Origin of the sequence: Pseudomonas sp. WS 5410, from assembly GCF_012985645.1 — a bacterium.
Lineage (GTDB): Bacteria > Pseudomonadota > Gammaproteobacteria > Pseudomonadales > Pseudomonadaceae > Aquipseudomonas > Aquipseudomonas shahriarae.
On sequence record NZ_JAAQWS010000023.1, the window covers coordinates 64,771 to 82,865 of the forward strand.

The following is an 18,095-nucleotide window of genomic DNA, read 5'->3' on the forward strand; positions in this document are numbered from 1 at the left end:
ATGCGAATCTCGACAGAACAGTATTTCAATACCACGACTGCGCGTTATACCAACAACTTCTCCAACGTCACCAAGACCCAGCAGCAGATCGACTCCGGCGTGCGCATCCAGACGGCGGCAGATGATCCGGTGGGCGCGGCGCGTTTGCTGCTGCTGCAGCAGCAGCAGGATATGTTGGGGCAGTACGCAGGCAATATCAGCAGCATGAAGAACTCGCTTTACAGCGAGGAAAGCGTGCTTGCCAGTATCGACACCGCCCTGGCGCGCGCGGGTGAGTTGTCGCTCAAGGTGGCGGGCAAGGGCGGTGGCGGTATCAGCGATGACGACCGCAAGGCCGTTGCCGCCGAGATTGGTGAAATCGAAAAGCAGGTCCTGAGCTTGCTCAACAGCAAGGATTCGTCCGGTCATTACCTGTTTGCCGGCGGCAAGAGCGACACCCCGCCATACGCTCGCAACAGCAACGGCACCTACAGCTATCAGGGCGATGAAACGCCGCTGAGCCTGAAGGTTTCCGACACCTTGTCGATGGTGGTCAATGACACCGGCAAGTCGATCCTGGAAGGCACGGTCAATGCGGGGCGTACCCAGGCGACCGGTTCGGTCAACGATGGCAAGGTGCTGGTTTCGGGCGGCATCGTCACGTCGCCGTCGACTTATGACAGCAGCTTCACTGACGGCCAACCATACAAACTGACGTTCCTCAGCAGCACCGAATACACCGTGACGGATGCGGCGGGCAACGACATCACCGCGCAAACCCCGGGCAACGGCAAGTTCGATGCGACCAAGGAAGGCAGTGCTTCGGTCACCGTGCGCGGCGTGACTTTTGATGTCGACCAGAATCTGGGGGACGCCAAGCCCGGTGCTGAGGCTGACGCGGTGTACAAGGACCGTGAATTCACTCTGCAAAGCAAGCCGGACAGCTTCAGTGTCTCGCGTACGCCGAGCAACCAAACCTCGGCGCAGTTGTCGGGCGGCACCGTCACCAGCCAGGCGGACTACAGCAGCACCTTCCCGAACAAAGGCGCGGTGATCAAATTTACCTCGACCACAGAATATGAGGTGTATGCCCAGCCGATCACCGCCGATAGCAAGCCGGTTTCCAGCGGCACTGTGGTGCCTGGTACGCCAGCCCAGCCGGGTCCACCGCCTGTGCCCGCCACGCCAGACAGCATCACGGCAGCTGGCGTGAAGTTTGACATCACCGGCGCACCGGGCACCGGTGACCAGTTCGCCGTGGGCTCCAACACCCACAAGACGCAAAATGCCCTGGATACCCTCAGCCAACTGCGCCAGGCCCTGGAAACCCCTTCTGACGGCGACCCGATTGCCCAGGCCAAGCTGACCGATGTGGTCAATGCTGCCATTACCAATATCAAGGCCTCCCAGGCCCAGGTTGATGGGGTGCGGGGCTCCATTGGTGCGCGGTTGAATTCGCTGGCGATCCAGGAGACGGAGAACACCAGCATGGTGCTGGCCAACAAATCGACCACCGCCGCCATTGGTGATACCGATGTGGCTACCGCCTCGATTGACCTGGCGTTCCAGAAGGCAATGCTGGAGGCCTCGCAGCTGGCCTTTGTGAAAATCTCCCAGTTGAGCCTGTTCAGCCGGATGTAATCGGCCTGGCAAGACCCGACGGCCCACCCTGGAAACAGGGGGGGCCGTTGTCGTTTCTGGCGCAGGCTTTTAAACAAAGCGCACAAAAATGAGTGACCTATGAGTCATAAAGCGCATCTTCACTGTATCGTGTGAAAAGGCCAGGGCATCTTTCAGGTCCAGGTCAAGGCGACTTCGATGATTTTTTGCGGGGTTATCCCCTTTATTGTCAGCACTCCTGAAGGATTTTCAGGGGTGTTCTCCAGCTATTTTGTATTGGGAAGCCACAATGATTGGCATAAAAAGCATCGCCAGCTACGTGCCGGCAGAAGGGCTGGACAACTACGCCCAGGGTGCCAAATTCGCCAAGGATGAAGAGTTCATCATTGGCAAGATCGGCTCGGCATTCCTGCCGCGCAAGGATGTTGCACAGGAAACCTCGGATTTGTGCGTCGAGGCGGTCAATGCCTTGTTTGCCAACAACCCCGGGCTCAAGCGTGAGTCGATTGACGCGCTGATCGTTGTGACCCAGAACGGCGACGAAGAAGGGCTGCCGCACACTGCCGCCATCGTTCAGGACAAGCTGGGCCTGCCGACCCACGTCGCGGCCTTCGATATCTCCCTGGGCTGTTCCGGCTACGTCTACGGCATCTACGCGATGAAAGGCTTCATGGAAGCCGCCGGCCTGAAAAACGGCCTGCTGGTGACTGCCGACCCGTACTCGAAGATCGTCGACCCGGAAGACCGCAACACCACCATGCTGTTCGGTGACGCCGCCACCGCCACCTGGATGGGCGAAGACGCCCCCTGGCAGTTGGGCAAGGCCAAGTTCGGCACCGACGGCTCCGGTGCGCCGCACTTGAAGGTCAGTGATGGCGTGTTCTTCATGAATGGCCGCCAGGTCTTCAACTTCGCATTGCTCAAAGTGCCGGCGCATTTGCACGAGCTGCTCAAAGAGTCGGACCTTGTGGCCGATGACATCGATGCGTTCTGCATCCACCAGGGCAGCGCGGCGATTGTCGACGCCGTGGCGCGGCGTTTTGAAGATGCGCCGGTGGAGAAATTCATCAAGGACATGGTCGAGACCGGCAACACCGTGTCGTCGAGCATTCCGCTGCTGCTGGAAAAGCACGTGATGGACGCCGAGTGGAAGCGCGTCGCCCTGAGCGGGTTTGGCGTGGGCCTGTCGTGGGGCTCGGCGATTATCTATCGGCCGTGATGCTTTGATAGGCTGCATAAAAAACGCCCAGGGTCGAAAGATCATGGGCGTTTTTTTATGCAGGTGTCGAGGCGGTGTTCTGGCGCCAATAACCCGTGGCTGCTGGCATTTCGGCCATCTATAAGGCCTTGAAATACAAGGGGTGGCATAGGGCTAGCAAAAAAATTCAAAAAAATCCTCAAGCAACCTGCATTCACGACGATAACTATTACGAAGGTTCTCTAGGCCACACCCGGCGGTTGCCAGGGCCGGAAGCCGCAGTATCCAACTCACGAGGATTTCGTCATGGCAATGTCCGTAAACACCAACATCACTTCCCTGGGCGTCCAGAAGAACCTGAACAAAGCCTCCGACGCTTTGAGCCAGTCGATGAACCGTCTGTCTTCCGGCCTGAAAATCAACAGCGCCAAAGACGACGCCGCTGGCATGCAGATCGCCAACCGTCTGGGCAACCAGGTCAAGGGCCTGAACGTGGCTATCGCCAACGCCAACAACGGCGTGTCGATCGCTCAGACTGCTGAAGGCGCAATGCAAGAATCCACCAACACCCTGCAGCGTCTGCGTGAACTCGCCCTGCAAGCGGCTAACGGTGATAAAAGCGACGCTGACCGTGTTTCCCTGCAGCAAGAATTCACCGCTAAAGTGGGTGAGCTGACCCGTATCGCCAACACCACTAACTTCGGTGGTCGTAACCTGCTGGACGGTTCGTTCAACAACGTAGCGTTCCAGATCGGTGCTAACGCCAACGAAACTATCTCGTTTGGCATGACTGCTGTCGGCGCTACTGCTCTGAAGGGCGAGTACAGCGAAGCGACCGCTAATGGTGCTGCTCTGGCTGGTATCAGTGCCACTGCCATCGGTTCTTCGCTGTCAGGTGCCAAGGCTACTTCTGGCGCTGCTGTAGCTGCCCTGCAAACCGCTGGTGCTGGTATTGCTGCTGGTGGTGCAACAGTCAACATCAACGGTAAAGATATTGCGCTGACCGCCGCTGACAAAGGTGCTGCCGTTGCGACTGCGATCAACACCGCTAATGCGGGTGTAACTGCGTCCTGGGACGAGACAGCTGGCAAAATCAGCCTGTCTTCCGCATCGGCTATTACTGTTGCTGGCGGCACTGCAATTGGCATCGCTGATGGCAAAACCCCTGCTGCACCTGCTACCGGCGCCACTACTATCGCTTCGGCCGGCGACATTAAGGTGAACGGCAAGGATGTGACTTGGGCTGCCAACGCTACCATCACTACCGTGCTGGCCAGCATCAAAACTGCTGTAGGCGGCACCGGTGATGCAACCATCGGCAGCGATGGTCGTATTCAAGTCAAATCGAATGGTGGTAGCGACGTAGTTCTGTCGAACAACGACGCGGGTTCTCTGGCTGCTCTGGGTCTGTCGGCTGGTACTTCCCAGGCCAAACTGACTGCTGACACTTCGGTAAACCTGAACGGCGTTGAAGTGAAGTTCAAGAAGGGTGACACCACTGATGCGATCGTTTCCTCGATCAACAGTGCCAGCACCGGCGTGAATGCAAGCAAAAACGGTGACGGCAGCCTGTCCCTGTTCTCCAAAAAAGACATCGTCATCGCTGATGGTAGCGCAGGCACCGGCCTCACCGCTCTGGGTCTGGTTGCTGGTACCACTGCTTCGACTACTCTGGAAACCAGCGTTGCCGACCTGAGCATCCTGACTGCGGCCAGTTCGCAACAGGCTATCCAGGCTCTGGAAGGCGCCATGCAGCAGATCGACAGCCAGCGTTCGCAGCTGGGTGCGGTGCAAAACCGTTTCTCCAGCACCGTGGCCAACTTGCAGAGCATTGCACAGAACTCCGCAGCGGCCAAAGGCCGTGTAGAAGACGCTGACTTCGCTGCTGAAGCCGCTGAACTGACTAAGCAACAAACCCTGCAACAGGCTTCCACTGCGATCCTGTCCCAGGCCAACCAACTGCCATCCGCTGTACTGAAGCTGCTTCAGTAATATCGGCTAGCGGTTAATCAACGGGGGGGTGCTAACGTGCCCTTCCGTTTTTTCAGTTTGGAGGTGATGACATGGACATGAGCATCAAGCTGAACGCGTCTTACCCGGCTGCTACCACCCAGGCTCGTGCCGCGACTGCAACACAGGCCAAGCCTGTCCCGCAGGCCGATACCGAGCCCGCCGAAGAGCCGCAGCGCGTGGCACTGGAAAAAGCTGTAACCGATATGCGTGAGTTTGTGCAGGCTTCACAGCGCAACCTGGATTTTTCCATCGATGACTCCACCGGCAAAGTAGTGGTCAAGGTGATCGCTACCGACAGTGGTGAGGTGATCCGACAGATTCCATCGGAGACTGCGTTGAAGCTGGCGCAGAACCTGAGCGATGCCAGCAGCCTGTTGTTTGATACAAAGGCTTGAGTTGGCACGAAACATGTTTCTGATTGCTGCTTGGGCGTTCATACGCCAAAAAAGCGGCAACCGCAGGACAAGGAGAGTAGCAAATGGCTAGTTCAACGATTTCCGGCCCAGGTTCGGGCTACGACACCCAAGCCATCGTCAAGGCGTTGGTGGGGGCCGAACGCGCGCCCAAAGAGGCGCAGATCACCGCCCAGCAGAAGGAGACAACCGTCAAGCTGTCGGCTGTGGGCTCGGTGAAAACGGCGCTGGAAGCCTACCAGGCGGCAATCACCAAGTTGAACAACGTCGCCTCCTTCAATGGTCTGGCCGCTACGACCTCCGAAGAAAAAAACGTCAAGGTCACCCTGGGTGAGGGTGCCTCCAGTGGCAAGTACACCGTGCTGGTGACCGACCTGGCAACGTCCTCGAAAGTGACCAGTAAAGTGTTCGAGGGGGGGGCATCGGGCAAGGCCAACAACAGTGATGACAACCAGACTTTGACTATTACCCAGTCGGGTAAAAGTTATGACGTGGTGGTTCCCGGTGGAGCGACCCTGCAGCAGGTGCGCGAGTCCATCAATACCCAATTGTCTGCCCAAGGTATAAGCGCCAACGTCTTGAGTGATGCCAACGGCGCACGCCTGGTAATCGGCTCCTCGACCAGTGGCGTAGGGACCGACATTACCCTTAGCGGTGATTCCGAGCTGGCGACGGGTTACAATGCTGGCAGTCCCGCGCAAAATGCCAAGTACTCCATCGACGGCATTGCCATGGAGTCCACCAGTAACAAAGTGACCGCCGCTATTAGTGGTGTGACCCTGGATCTGGTGGCCGCCGACGGTGATAAAAAGCCCATCACCATCACGGTGGCCAGCAACACCGACACGCTGAAGACCTCGGTGCAGTCGTTCGTTACCGCCTATAACGCGCTGATGACCGCCATCAACACCCAGACCAAGGTCACCGCGACAGGCGATACGTCTACCACCACGGCGGGCGCCTTGACCGGTGATGCCTCGATGCGTCAGTTGGTGTCCAGTTTGCGCTCCGAGCTGACGAATGGTTCCGGTGCGGGCGGCATCGGCAGCCTGGCCCAGATGGGGATCACCACTGACCAGAAAACCGGTTTGCTGAGCCTTGATGACAAGACGTGGGACAAGGCTGTGGTCAAGGGCGCAGGGGATATCGCCAAAATGTTCACCGGCGATACGGGTTTGATCACGCGCATGAGCAAGGCGACTGCCAGTTACGTAGGCGCCACCGGCACCCTGGCGACTCGTGCGACGGATCTCAACACCAAGCTGACTGACCTGACCACCGAAAAGGCCGACCTGGATCGCCGCATGGAAGCCTTGCAGAAGTCCCTGTCGGCCAAGTACACGGCCATGGACACGATGATCGCGCAGATCAACTCCCGCAGCTCCAGCATCATGACTACCCTCAACTCGTTGAACAATCCGAAGTCGAGTTGATAAACGGCGCGCCAGGGGCCCTGAAAGAGGGGCCTGGCACCGGGTCATGAATTAAAGTTTTCCCTGGCGCAGTCGAAAAACTGGTTAAGTAAACCTATTTGACTGTGACCTGTAACGAGGCAACAACATGAACCCTATGAGAGCCCTTCGCCAATACCAGAAGGTCAATTCCCATGCCCAGGTGTCCGAGGCTAGCCCTCATCGCCTGATCCAGATGCTGCTGGAAGGTGGGCTGGAGCGTCTTGCCCAGGCGAAGGGTGCGATGGCTCGTGGTGATACCCCGCAAAAGTGCCTGCTGCTCACCAAGGCTATCGATATTATTACTGGCCTGCGTCAAGGCCTGGATGAAGACAAGGCCGAAGACCCCGCTGCAATCCAGCGCCTGGCGAGTCTGTATGACTATATGAATTCGCGCCTGCTTCAAGCAAATGCCAGCAGCGATCCGGAAATTATCGACGAAGTTGCACGTTTGCTGATCACTGTCAAAGAAGGCTGGGATGCCATCGCGCCACAATAGGGCCGTCGGCCTTGAGGAACACAGCATGAGCCACGCACTGCAACGGATCGACGAAACCCGCGACGCCTTGGTTGGCGCGCTGGCAGAGCGCAATTGGGATGCGATCAGCGAATTGGACATGGGCTGCCGTGTCTGGATCGACGAGGTGCTCAGCGAAGCGCCGGTGGACGAGGACGCGCTGCGGGAGAAGCTGGAGAGCCTGTTAGCGGTCTACCAGCAGTTGCTGGAGGTGACGACCGGCGAGCGCCAGGCGATATTTGAAGAGATGTCGCAGATCAACCAAGCGAAAAATGCGTCAAAGGTTTACCATCTGTTCGGCTGATCTGGCTCAGTTAATCCGAACATGGCGCGTCATAAATTTGACTGTTCGCATAATTTTGACTTAACTAGTGCTATTTTCAGACGTCAGGTATCCGTAGCGCAGAAAACGCCTACAGCTATCTAGATTGCCCCGATTCGAGGGCATTAGAGTTTTACTAGGGAAGTTGCTATTGCATGTGGCGTGAAACCAAAATTCTGCTGATCGATGACGATAGCGTTCGCCGCCGCGACCTGGCGGTGATTTTGAATTTTCTTGGCGAAGAAAATTTGCCCTGCGGCAGCCATGATTGGCAGCAGGCTGTCAGCTCTTTGTCGTCGAGCCGTGAAGTCATCTGTGTGCTGATCGGGACGGTAAACGCTCCTGGTGCAGTTCTGGGCCTGTTAAAGACACTCTCAACCTGGGATGAGTTCCTTCCGGTGTTGCTGATGGGCGATATTTCTTCCGTGGATTTGCCGGAAGACCAGCGCCGCCGTGTACTTTCCACCCTGGAAATGCCCCCCAGCTACAGCAAATTGCTCGACTCCCTGCACCGTGCCCAGGTCTATCGCGAGATGTACGACCAGGCCCGCGAGCGCGGACGTCACCGCGAACCCAACCTGTTCCGCAGCCTGGTCGGCACCAGCCGTGCGATTCAGCACGTGCGCCAGATGATGCAGCAAGTGGCCGATACCGACGCCAGCGTGCTGATCCTCGGCGAGTCAGGCACCGGCAAGGAAGTGGTCGCACGTAACCTGCATTACCACTCCAAGCGCCGCGACGGACCTTTTGTGCCAGTCAACTGCGGGGCGATCCCGGCAGAACTGCTCGAAAGCGAACTGTTCGGCCACGAGAAGGGCGCCTTTACCGGGGCGATTACCAGCCGTGCCGGGCGTTTTGAGCTGGCCAACGGCGGCACCCTGTTCCTCGACGAAATCGGCGATATGCCATTGCCGATGCAGGTCAAGCTGCTGCGCGTGTTGCAGGAGCGCACCTTCGAGCGCGTGGGCAGCAACAAGACCCAGAGCGTCGATGTGCGCATCATTGCCGCGACGCACAAGAACCTCGAGAGCATGATCGAGGTCGGCAGCTTCCGCGAAGACCTGTACTACCGCCTCAACGTATTCCCCATCGAGATGGCCCCGCTGCGCGAGCGTGTGGAAGACATCCCGTTGCTGATGAACGAACTGATCTCGCGCATGGAGCACGAAAAGCGCGGCTCGATCCGTTTCAACTCCGCCGCGATCATGTCCCTGTGCCGCCACGGCTGGCCGGGCAACGTGCGCGAGCTGGCCAACCTGGTGGAGCGCATGGCAATCATGCATCCATACGGGGTGATCGGCGTGGTCGAGCTGCCCAAGAAGTTCCGCTACGTCGATGACGAAGACGAACAGCTGGTGGACAGCCTGCGCAGTGATCTCGAGGAGCGGGTGGCGATCAATGGCCATACCCCGAACTTCGGCGCCACCGCCATGCTGCCGCCCGAAGGCCTGGACCTGAAGGACTACCTCGGCAGCCTCGAACAAGGGCTGATCCAGCAAGCCCTGGACGACGCCAACGGCATCGTTGCCCGCGCCGCCGAGCGCCTGCGCATCCGCCGCACCACGCTGGTGGAGAAGATGCGTAAGTACGGCATGAGTCGTCGTGAAGGTGATGAACAGGCGGATGATTGACGCCTGTTTTTTAACCTTCTGAAAAATAAGGATATTTTTTCCGGCACGGGTATTGCTATAGCACTCGCAACGTTCCGTTTAACTGACGGTCAGCCAAGCGAGAGAGCACGATGCCCCACGCCGCCCACCTTTCTTCAGTCCCTGACACCCAGGGACTTGTCCCGTCCGTAGAGCAGATCAGCCGGCAAGGGCTTGAGCAGGCGTTTTCGCTGTTCAGCCAGATGTCCAGCCAGTTGACGGACTCCTACAGCCTGCTGGAAGCCCGGGTTTCGGAGCTCAAGGGCGAGCTGGCGGTGGTCAGTGCCCAGCGCATGCAAGAGCTGGCCGAGAAAGAGCGCCTGGCCAACCGTCTGCAAAACCTCCTCGACCTGTTGCCCGGTGGCGTGATCGTGATCGACGACCAGGGCCGCGTACGCGAAGCCAACCCCGCGGCCTGCGACCTGCTGGGCCTGCCGCTGGAAGGCGAGCTGTGGCGCCATGTCATCACCCGCTGCTTTGCCCCCCGTGAAGACGACGGCCACGAAATTTCCCTCAAGGATGGGCGCCGCCTGTCCATCGCCACCCGTTCCCTGGACGCTGAGCCCGGCCAGTTGGTGCTGCTCAACGACCTGACGGAAACCCGGCACCTCCAAGACCAATTGGCGCGCCATGAGCGCCTGTCGTCCCTGGGGCGGATGGTTGCTTCTTTGGCGCATCAGATTCGCACACCGCTGTCCGCCGCGTTGATCTACGCCAGTCATTTGACTGATGAGCAATTGCCGGCTGCCACCCATCAGCGGTTTGCCGGACGGCTCAAGGAGCGCCTGCATGAGTTGGAGCATCAGGTACGCGACATGCTGGTCTTCGCCCGGGGCGAGTTGCCTCTGACCGACCGGGTCACGCCCGCCGCCTTGCTGCAGGCGCTGCAGGCTGCCGCTGCCACCCATGTCCAGGAAGCCTCGGTGCGCTGGCAGTGCGACAGTCATTGGGGCGAGTTGCTGTGCAACCGCGACACCCTGGTGGGCGCGCTGCTCAACCTGATCGAAAACGCCAGCCAGGCCAGCGGCCCGGGGGCGCGCCTCAAAGTGCACCTGTACAGCCGCGAGCAAACCCTGCGCCTGTGCATCAGCGACAGCGGCAGTGGGATTGATCCGGCGGTGTTGCAGCGCCTGGGTGAACCCTTTTTTACCACCAAGACCAATGGCACCGGCCTCGGGCTGACCGTGGTCAAGGCAGTGGCCCGTGCCCATCAGGGAGAATTGCACTTGCGTTCCCGTGTGGGGCGCGGCACCTGTGCATTGATAACGCTGCCGCTGTTTTCCGGCGCGGCCAGCGCGGAGTAAAGAACACGCATACGACCTGTGGTGAGGGGGCTTGCCCCCCTCACCACGGGGCACCAAATGCAGCTGCCTTTTCAAAAACCTTGGAAAGGATGGGAGTAAGGATAAATGGCTATCAAGGTTTTACTGGTTGAAGACGATCGCGCCCTGCGTGAAGCACTGGCTGACACGCTGCTGTTGGCGGGCCATGACTATCGGGCGGTCGGTTCGGCCGAGGAAGCCTTGCAGGCCGTGGAGCAAGAGTCCTTCAGCCTGGTGGTCAGCGACGTCAACATGCCCGGCATGGACGGCCACCAGTTGCTCGGCCTGCTGCGTGCACGCCAGCCGCAACTGCCGGTGCTGTTGATGACCGCCCACGGCGCGGTGGAGCGCGCCGTCGATGCCATGCGCCAGGGCGCGGCAGACTACCTGGTCAAACCCTTCGAGCCCAAGGCCCTGATTGAGCTGGTGGCGCGCCATGCGCTTGGCGTCGTGGGTGTGGCAGACGGCGAGGGCCCGATTGCTGTCGAGCCGGCCAGTGCGCAATTGCTGGAGCTGGCGGCCAAGGTCGCCCGCAGTGATTCCACGGTGCTGATCTCCGGCGAGTCCGGCACCGGCAAGGAAGTGTTGGCGCGCTACATCCATCAGCAATCTCACCGCGCCAGCCAGCCGTTTATCGCGATCAACTGCGCGGCGATCCCCGACAACATGCTCGAAGCCACCTTGTTCGGCCATGAAAAAGGCTCGTTCACCGGCGCCATCGCCGCCCAGGCCGGCAAGTTCGAGCAGGCCGATGGCGGCACCATCCTGCTCGACGAAATCTCCGAAATGCCCCTGGGCCTGCAAGCCAAGCTGCTGCGCGTGCTGCAAGAGCGCGAAGTGGAGCGGGTGGGCGCGCGCAAGCCGATCCAGCTGGATATCCGCGTGGTCGCCACCACCAACCGCGACCTTGCTGGCGAAGTGGCAGCAGGGCGCTTCCGGGAAGATCTGTTCTATCGGCTCTCGGTGTTCCCGTTGGCCTGGCGCCCGTTGCGTGAACGCCCGGCCGATATCGTGCCGCTAGCCGAGCGCCTGTTGAGCAAGCACGTCAATAAAATGAAGCACGCCCAGGCGCGCCTGTCGGCTGAAGCCCAGGCTTGCCTGATCAGTTACCCATGGCCCGGCAACGTGCGCGAGCTGGACAACGCGATCCAGCGCGCGCTGATTTTGCAGCAGGGCGGTCTGATCCAGCCCCAGGACTTCTGCCTGGCCGTCGGCGCCGGTAGCGCGCCAATGCCGAGCCTGGCCCCGGCCCCGCAGGAAAGCGCCCCGGCCGAGGCCGCTGGCGGTCTTGGCGACGACCTGCGTCGCCGTGAATTCCAGATGATCATCGACACCCTGCGCGCCGAGCGTGGCCGCCGCAAAGAAGCGGCCGAGCGCCTGGGCATCAGCCCGCGCACCCTGCGCTACAAGCTGGCGCAAATGCGCGATGCCGGGATGGATGTGGAAGCATTCCTTTTCGCGAGCTGAGATACACATCAGCTGACAAGGTTTGTCGGCTTTTCTTACGAGTTGCCAAGGAGCTGGCACCCTTGTTGCTACTACCCGTACTAACCGCTGCGTAGTGTCAAAAAATTGCGGGTCGTCGGAGAGAGAAGTTCATGAGCCAAGGTGTTGAGTTCAATCGGTTGATGTTGGATATGCGTTCCATGCAAATGGACGCCATGTCCCAGCCGAAATCCGTCGCACAAGCGCCGGAATTGGGCCAAAGCAGCTTTGCCGATATGCTCGGTCAAGCCATCAACAAAGTCAGCGATACCCAGCAGGCCTCCAGCCAACTGTCGACGGCCTTTGAAATCGGCAAGAGCGGCGTGGACCTCACCGACGTGATGATCGCTTCGCAGAAAGCCAGCGTTTCCTTCCAGGCCTTGACCCAGGTGCGTAACAAGCTGGTTCAGGCTTATCAAGACATCATGCAGATGCCGGTTTAAGGACGAGATTTAAGTCATGGCAGAAGCAGTCGTGGATAACGTACCCGCCAAGACAGACGGCAAACCGCCGCTGTTTGGCCTGTCGTTCCTGGAAAACCTCTCCGAAATGACCATGTTGCGTCAGGTGGGCCTGATGGTCGGCCTGGCTGCCAGCGTGGCAATTGGTTTTGCCGTGGTGTTGTGGTCCCAGCAGCCTGATTACCGGCCACTCTATGGCAGCCTGGCGGGGATGGACGCCAAGCAGGTCATGGAAACCCTGGCCGCCTCCGATATTGCCTACACCGTCGAGCCCAACTCCGGCGCCTTGCTGGTCAAGGCCGACGACGTCGCCCGTGCCCGCTTGAAGCTGGCCGGCGCAGGCGTGGCACCGACCGATGGCAACATCGGCTTTGAGATCCTCGACAAAGACCAGGGCCTGGGTACCAGCCAGTTCATGGAAGCCACCCGCTACCGTCGTGGCCTGGAAGGCGAACTGGCGCGCACCATCGCCAGCCTGAATAACGTCAAGGGTGCCCGTGTGCACCTGGCCATCCCGAAAAGCTCGGTATTCGTACGCGATGAGCGCAAGCCCAGCGCCTCGGTACTGGTCGAGCTGTTTGCCGGGCGCTCCCTGGAACCGGGCCAGGTCCTGGCTATCGTCAATCTGGTGGCGACCAGCGTTCCCGAGTTGAGCAAATCACAGATCACCGTGGTCGACCAGAAAGGCAACCTGCTTTCCGACCAGGCGGAAAACTCCGCGCTGACCATGGCCGGCAAGCAGTTCGACTACAGCCGCCGCATGGAAAGCATGCTCACCCAGCGCGTGCACAACATCCTGCAGCCGGTACTGGGTAACGACCGCTACAAGGCCGAAGTGTCTGCCGACGTGGACTTCAGCGCTGTCGAGTCGACCTCCGAGCAGTTCAACCCCGACCAGCCGGCCCTGCGCAGCGAGCAATCGACCAGCGAACAGCGCACTGCCGCCAATGGTCCTCCGCAAGGCGTACCCGGCGCCCTGAGCAATCAGCCGCCAGCCCCGGCCAGTGCCCCGCAAACCACCGGTGGCGCCGCCGCGACCGCCAGCGCGATCCAGCCCGGCCAGCCGCTGTTGGACGCCAACGGCCAGCAAATCATGGACCCGGCCACCGGCCAGCCAATGCTCGCGCCATACCCGGCTGACAAGCGTCAGCAGTCCACCAAGAACTTCGAGCTGGACCGCTCCATCAGCCACACCAAGCAACAGCAAGGGCGCTTGAACCGCCTGTCGGTGTCGGTGGTGGTGGATGACCAGGTCAAGATCAACGCCGCCAACGGCGAAACCACCCGCGCGCCGTGGACCGCCGATGAATTGGCGCGCTTCACGCGCCTGGTGCAGGACGCCGTGGGCTTCGATGCCAGCCGTGGCGACAGTGTCAGCGTGATCAACATGCCGTTCTCCCTGGAGCGCGCTGAGGTGATCGCCGATATTCCGTTCTACTCTCAACCCTGGTTCTGGGACATCGTCAAACAAGTGCTGGGGGTGTTGTTCATCCTGGTGCTGGTGTTCGGCGTGCTGCGCCCTGTGCTCAACAACATCACCGGCCACGGCAAGAAGCAGCTGGCGCCGTTCGGCGATGTCGAGTTGGGTGGCATGGGCGGCCTGGATGGCGAACTGGCCAACGACCGCGTCAGCCTCGGCGGGCCGCAGAGCATTCTGCTGCCAAGCCCGAGTGAAGGGTATGACGCGCAGTTGAATGCAATCAAAAGTCTGGTGGCAGAAGACCCGGGTCGTGTGGCCCAGGTCGTGAAAGAGTGGATCAACGCAGATGAGTGAGAATCGAGCCTCTGTTGCCAAGCTGACCCGGGTCGACAAAGCCGCCGTGCTGCTGCTGTCCCTGGGTGAGACCGACGCTGCCCAAGTGCTGCGCCATATGGGCCCCAAGGAAGTGCAACGGGTCGGCGTGGCCATGGCGCAGATGCGCAATGTGCACCGCGAGCAAGTCGAGCAGGTGATGAGCGAGTTCGTCGAGATCGTCGGCGACCAGACCAGCCTGGGTGTCGGCTCCGACAGCTATATCCGCAAGATGCTCACCTCGGCCCTGGGCGAAGACAAAGCCAACGGCCTGATCGACCGCATCCTGCTGGGCGGCAACACCAGCGGCCTCGACAGCCTCAAGTGGATGGAACCGCGGGCGGTGGCGGACGTGATCCGTTACGAGCACCCGCAGATCCAGGCGATCGTCGTGGCCTACCTGGACCCGGACCAGGCCGGCGAAGTGCTCGGCCATTTCGATCACAAGGTGCGCCTGGACATCATCCTGCGCGTCTCGTCGTTGAATACCGTGCAACCGGCGGCCTTGAAAGAACTGAACACCATTCTGGAGAAGCAGTTCTCCGGCAACTCCAACGCGGCCCGTACCACCCTGGGTGGTATCAAGCGCGCGGCCGACATCATGAACTTCCTCGACAGCTCGGTGGAAGGCCAGTTGATGGACTCGATCCGCGAGATCGACGACACCCTGTCGGTGCAGATCGAAGACCTCATGTTCGTGTTCAACAACCTGTCCGATGTCGACGACCGTGGCATCCAGGCGTTGCTGCGTGAAGTGTCCTCCGATGTGCTGGTGCTGGCCCTCAAGGGCTCGGACGAGGGCGTCAAGGAAAAGATCTTCAAGAACATGTCCAAGCGTGCCTCGGAACTGTTGCGCGACGACCTCGAAGCCAAGGGTCCGGTGCGCGTCAGCGACGTGGAAACCGCACAGAAAGAAATCCTCACCATTGCCCGCCGTATGGCCGAAGCCGGAGAAATCGTTCTCGGCGGGAAGGGCGGCGAAGAAATGATTTAAGGCGCAGCGCATGTCGAACAATGATGAGACGCCCAGCGATCTGATTCGCGCCCGGGACGTCGGCGGGTTCGACGTCTGGTCGCTGCCCAGCTTCGACCCGCATAAGCCTGAGCCCGAGCCTGAGCCGGTCGAAGAAGTGCCGGTGGAGATGGAAGAAGTGCCCCTGGACGAAGTCCAGCCACTGACCCTCGAAGAACTCGAAAGCATCCGCCAGGAGGCTTACAACGAAGGCTTTGCCACCGGCGAGAAAGAAGGGTTTCACAGCACCACGCTCAAGGTCCGCCAGGAAGCTGACGCGGCCCTGAGTGCCAAGCTGGCCAGCCTGGAACGCCTGATGGGCAGCCTGTTCGCGCCGATTGCCGAGCAGGATTCGCAGTTGGAAAAGTCCATGGTGGGCCTGGTGGAGCACATCTCCCGCCAGGTTATCCAGCGTGAGCTGGTGCTGGACTCCAGCCAGATTGAAAGCGTGATGCGCGAAGCCCTCAAGTTGCTGCCCCTGGGCGTTGGCAATGTGCGGCTGTACATCAACCCCCAGGATTTCGAGCAGGTCAAAGCCTTGCGCGAGCGCCATGAGGAGACTTGGCGGATTGTCGAGGATGCCGCGTTGCAGCCTGGCGGTTGCCGGGTCGAGACCGAGCACAGTCGGATCGACGCTACGGTCGAGACGCGCATTGCGCAGATCATGGCCAAGCTGTTCGACCAGTTGCACGAGCAGGTGCTGCATCCGGCGGCGCCCGACCTGAGCATCGACCTGGACGCCCCGGATGCGCCTTGACCGCACCAGCTTCGCCAAACGCCTGGGCGCTTATGCCGAAGCCACCGAGTTGCCCGGCCAACCGATCCTAGAGGGCCGCCTGCTGCGCATGGTCGGCCTGACCCTCGAAGCCGAGGGCCTGCGCGCCGCCATGGGCAGCCGCTGCCTGGTGATCAACGATGACAGCTACCACCCGGTGCAGGTGGAAGCGGAAGTCATGGGCTTTTCCGGCAGCAAGATATTCCTGATGCCTGTGGGCAGTCTTGCCGGTATCGCACCGGGGGCGCGGGTCGTGCCACTGGCCGATACCGGGCGCCTGCCGATGGGCATGAGCATGCTCGGCCGGGTACTCGACGGCGCCGGCCGCGCCCTTGACGGCAAGGGCGGGATGAAGGCCGAAGACTGGGTGCCGATGGACGGCCCGACCATCAACCCGCTCAAGCGCAACCCCATCAGCCAGCCGCTGGACGTGGGTATTCGCTGTATCAACGGTTTATTGACGGTTGGTCGCGGCCAGCGCCTGGGCCTGTTCGCCGGTACCGGTGTGGGCAAGAGTGTGCTGCTGGGCATGATGACGCGCTTTACCGAGGCCGACATTATCGTGGTCGGCCTGATCGGCGAGCGGGGCCGTGAGGTCAAGGAGTTCATCGAGCATATCCTCGGTGAAGAGGGTCTCAAGCGCTCGGTCGTGGTGGCCTCGCCGGCGGACGATGCGCCGCTGATGCGTCTGCGCGCGGCTATGTACTGCACGCGGATTGCCGAATATTTTCGCGACAAGGGCAAGAATGTCCTGTTGCTGATGGACTCCCTCACCCGTTTCGCCCAGGCCCAGCGGGAAATCGCCCTGGCCATTGGCGAGCCGCCAGCAACCAAGGGCTATCCGCCGTCGGTATTTGCCAAGTTGCCCAAGCTGGTGGAGCGGGCGGGTAATGCCGAGGCCGGTGGTGGTTCGATCACGGCGTTCTACACCGTACTCTCTGAAGGCGATGACCAGCAGGACCCGATTGCCGACTCGGCGCGGGGCGTGCTCGACGGGCATATCGTGCTGTCCCGGCGCCTGGCCGAGGAAGGGCACTACCCGGCCATTGATATCGAAGCGTCCATCAGCCGGGTGATGCCGTCGGTGGTCAGCGCCGAGCATATGACCCGCGCCCAGCAGTTCAAGCAGTTGTGGTCGCGCTACCAACAGAGCCGCGACCTGATCAGCGTGGGGGCCTATGTGGCCGGTGGCGACCGTGAGACCGACCTGGCGATTGCCCTGCAACCGCAACTGGTGACCTACCTGCGCCAGGGCCTGAACGACAATATCAGCATGGCCGAAAGCGAAGCGCACCTGGCGTCGGTGTTCGCCCCTGCGCCTGGCGGTTAACCGGCCATGGCAACCAGTCGCGCCGCGCGCCTTGCTCCCGTGGTGGAGATGGCCGAAAGCGCCGAACGTACCGCCGCCCAGCGCCTGGGGCATTTCCAGGGCCAGGTGCGCCTGGCCGAGAGCAAGCTCGGTGACCTGGAGCGCTTTCGCGGCGAATACCAGCAGCAGTGGATTGACCGCGGCAGCAAGGGCGTTTCCGGGCAGTGGCTGATGAACTATCAGCACTTTCTCAACCAGTTGGAAAGCGCCGTCGGCCAGCAGCGCCAGAGCCTGGCCTGGCACCAGAACAACCTCGACAAAGCCCGCGAAGGCTGGCAACAGGCCTACGCCCGGGTCGAGGGCTTGCGCAAGCTGGTGCAGCGTTACATCGATGAGGCGCGGGCCCTGGAGGACAAGCGCGAGCAGAAGTTGCTCGATGAACTGTCCCAGCGCCTGCCGCGCCAGGATCAGTACTAGCCGCGTCGGTAGGCAAAAATTGCGATAGCTATGAGTGTCTACACAACTGCTCTTTTTTGGTTGTTGGGGATGTGTGCATATCCATTGCTGCGGTCACGGCAGCTTAGGGTTCCGCCCTTACGGCGGCTCACTTTGGAGAAGCGCCAAAGTAAGCAAAACGCTCTTGCCCCACCACTCGGTGCCTCGCCTAGGCTCGGCATGCCCGCAGTCAGGCATTGCTCCGTGGGCCCGCCGCGATCGGCCATCCATGGCCGTGTCGCGGCTACCCCGGCATCCATGCCGGGGTACCCACTGCGCACT

The 18,095-nt window shown here is 60.7% G+C and carries 16 protein-coding genes; all 16 read left to right on the plus strand.

The genetic code is table 11. The annotated features are described in order from the left end of the window. The 16 genes from HBO24_RS25485 to fliJ all read left to right on the plus strand — a co-directional run bounded on the left by HBO24_RS25485 (position 1) and on the right by fliJ (position 17,795). Positions 1-1,620 carry a flagellar hook-associated protein 3 gene (locus HBO24_RS25485; protein ID WP_170060570.1) on the plus strand — a complete coding sequence of 540 codons (1,620 nt, stop codon included), beginning with the start codon at positions 1-3 and terminating at the stop codon, positions 1,618-1,620. A 268-nt stretch (positions 1,621-1,888) separates the two neighbouring features. Next, positions 1,889-2,818, plus strand: a complete 930-nt coding sequence (locus tag HBO24_RS25490) for a ketoacyl-ACP synthase III (RefSeq protein ID WP_115127655.1) — start codon at positions 1,889-1,891, stop codon at positions 2,816-2,818. Positions 2,819-3,103: 285 nt separating this feature from the next. Then, positions 3,104-4,789 (plus strand): flagellin, encoded by a 1,686-nt coding sequence (locus tag HBO24_RS25495; RefSeq protein ID WP_170060571.1) that lies wholly within the window; start codon positions 3,104-3,106, stop codon positions 4,787-4,789. Between the two features lie 71 nt (positions 4,790-4,860). Then, positions 4,861-5,205, plus strand: a complete 345-nt coding sequence (locus HBO24_RS25500) for a flagellar protein FlaG (RefSeq protein ID WP_170060572.1) — start codon at positions 4,861-4,863, stop codon at positions 5,203-5,205. Positions 5,206-5,288: 83 nt separating this feature from the next. After that, positions 5,289-6,656 (plus strand): flagellar filament capping protein FliD, encoded by a 1,368-nt coding sequence (gene fliD, locus HBO24_RS25505; protein ID WP_115127657.1) that lies wholly within the window; start codon positions 5,289-5,291, stop codon positions 6,654-6,656. Between the two features lie 127 nt (positions 6,657-6,783). Next, positions 6,784-7,173, plus strand: coding sequence for a flagellar export chaperone FliS (gene fliS / locus HBO24_RS25510; RefSeq protein ID WP_115127658.1), 390 nt, complete (start codon positions 6,784-6,786; stop codon positions 7,171-7,173). Positions 7,174-7,198: 25 nt separating this feature from the next. Then, positions 7,199-7,495 (plus strand): flagellar assembly protein FliT, encoded by a 297-nt coding sequence (locus tag HBO24_RS25515; protein WP_057438799.1) that lies wholly within the window; start codon positions 7,199-7,201, stop codon positions 7,493-7,495. Positions 7,496-7,668: 173 nt separating this feature from the next. Next, entirely contained in the window at positions 7,669-9,144 is a 1,476-nt protein-coding gene (locus HBO24_RS25520; RefSeq protein ID WP_057960246.1) for a sigma-54 dependent transcriptional regulator, read from the plus strand. 110 nt (positions 9,145-9,254) lie between these two features. Next, on the plus strand, positions 9,255-10,466 hold the full coding sequence (locus tag HBO24_RS25525) for an ATP-binding protein (RefSeq protein ID WP_057438801.1): 1,212 nt from the start codon (positions 9,255-9,257) through the stop codon (positions 10,464-10,466). 105 nt (positions 10,467-10,571) lie between these two features. After that, a complete protein-coding gene (locus HBO24_RS25530; RefSeq protein WP_057960245.1) occupies positions 10,572-11,951 on the plus strand; it encodes a sigma-54 dependent transcriptional regulator in 1,380 nt (459 codons plus the stop codon). Positions 11,952-12,082: 131 nt separating this feature from the next. Further along, the gene (fliE, locus tag HBO24_RS25535) at positions 12,083-12,412 is read left to right on the plus strand and encodes a flagellar hook-basal body complex protein FliE (protein WP_057438803.1); all 330 of its coding nucleotides are present in this window, start codon (positions 12,083-12,085) and stop codon (positions 12,410-12,412) included. 16 nt (positions 12,413-12,428) lie between these two features. Further along, complete coding sequence (gene fliF / locus HBO24_RS25540) at positions 12,429-14,204, plus strand: flagellar basal-body MS-ring/collar protein FliF (protein WP_115127660.1); 1,776 nt, start codon at positions 12,429-12,431, stop codon at positions 14,202-14,204. Beyond that, positions 14,197-15,216 (plus strand): flagellar motor switch protein FliG, encoded by a 1,020-nt coding sequence (gene fliG, locus HBO24_RS25545; protein ID WP_057438804.1) that lies wholly within the window; start codon positions 14,197-14,199, stop codon positions 15,214-15,216. Before fliF ends, fliG begins: the two co-directional genes overlap by 8 nt. Positions 15,217-15,226: 10 nt before the next feature. Next, entirely contained in the window at positions 15,227-15,991 is a 765-nt protein-coding gene (gene fliH / locus HBO24_RS25550; RefSeq protein WP_057438805.1) for a flagellar assembly protein FliH, read from the plus strand. Then, entirely contained in the window at positions 15,981-17,339 is a 1,359-nt protein-coding gene (fliI, locus tag HBO24_RS25555) for a flagellar protein export ATPase FliI (protein WP_057438806.1), read from the plus strand. The genes fliH and fliI overlap by 11 nt, the downstream gene beginning before the upstream one ends. 6 nt (positions 17,340-17,345) lie before the next feature. Next, positions 17,346-17,795 carry a flagellar export protein FliJ gene (fliJ, locus tag HBO24_RS25560; RefSeq protein WP_057444567.1) on the plus strand — a complete coding sequence of 150 codons (450 nt, stop codon included), beginning with the start codon at positions 17,346-17,348 and terminating at the stop codon, positions 17,793-17,795. Positions 17,796-18,095: the final 300 nt, after the last annotated feature.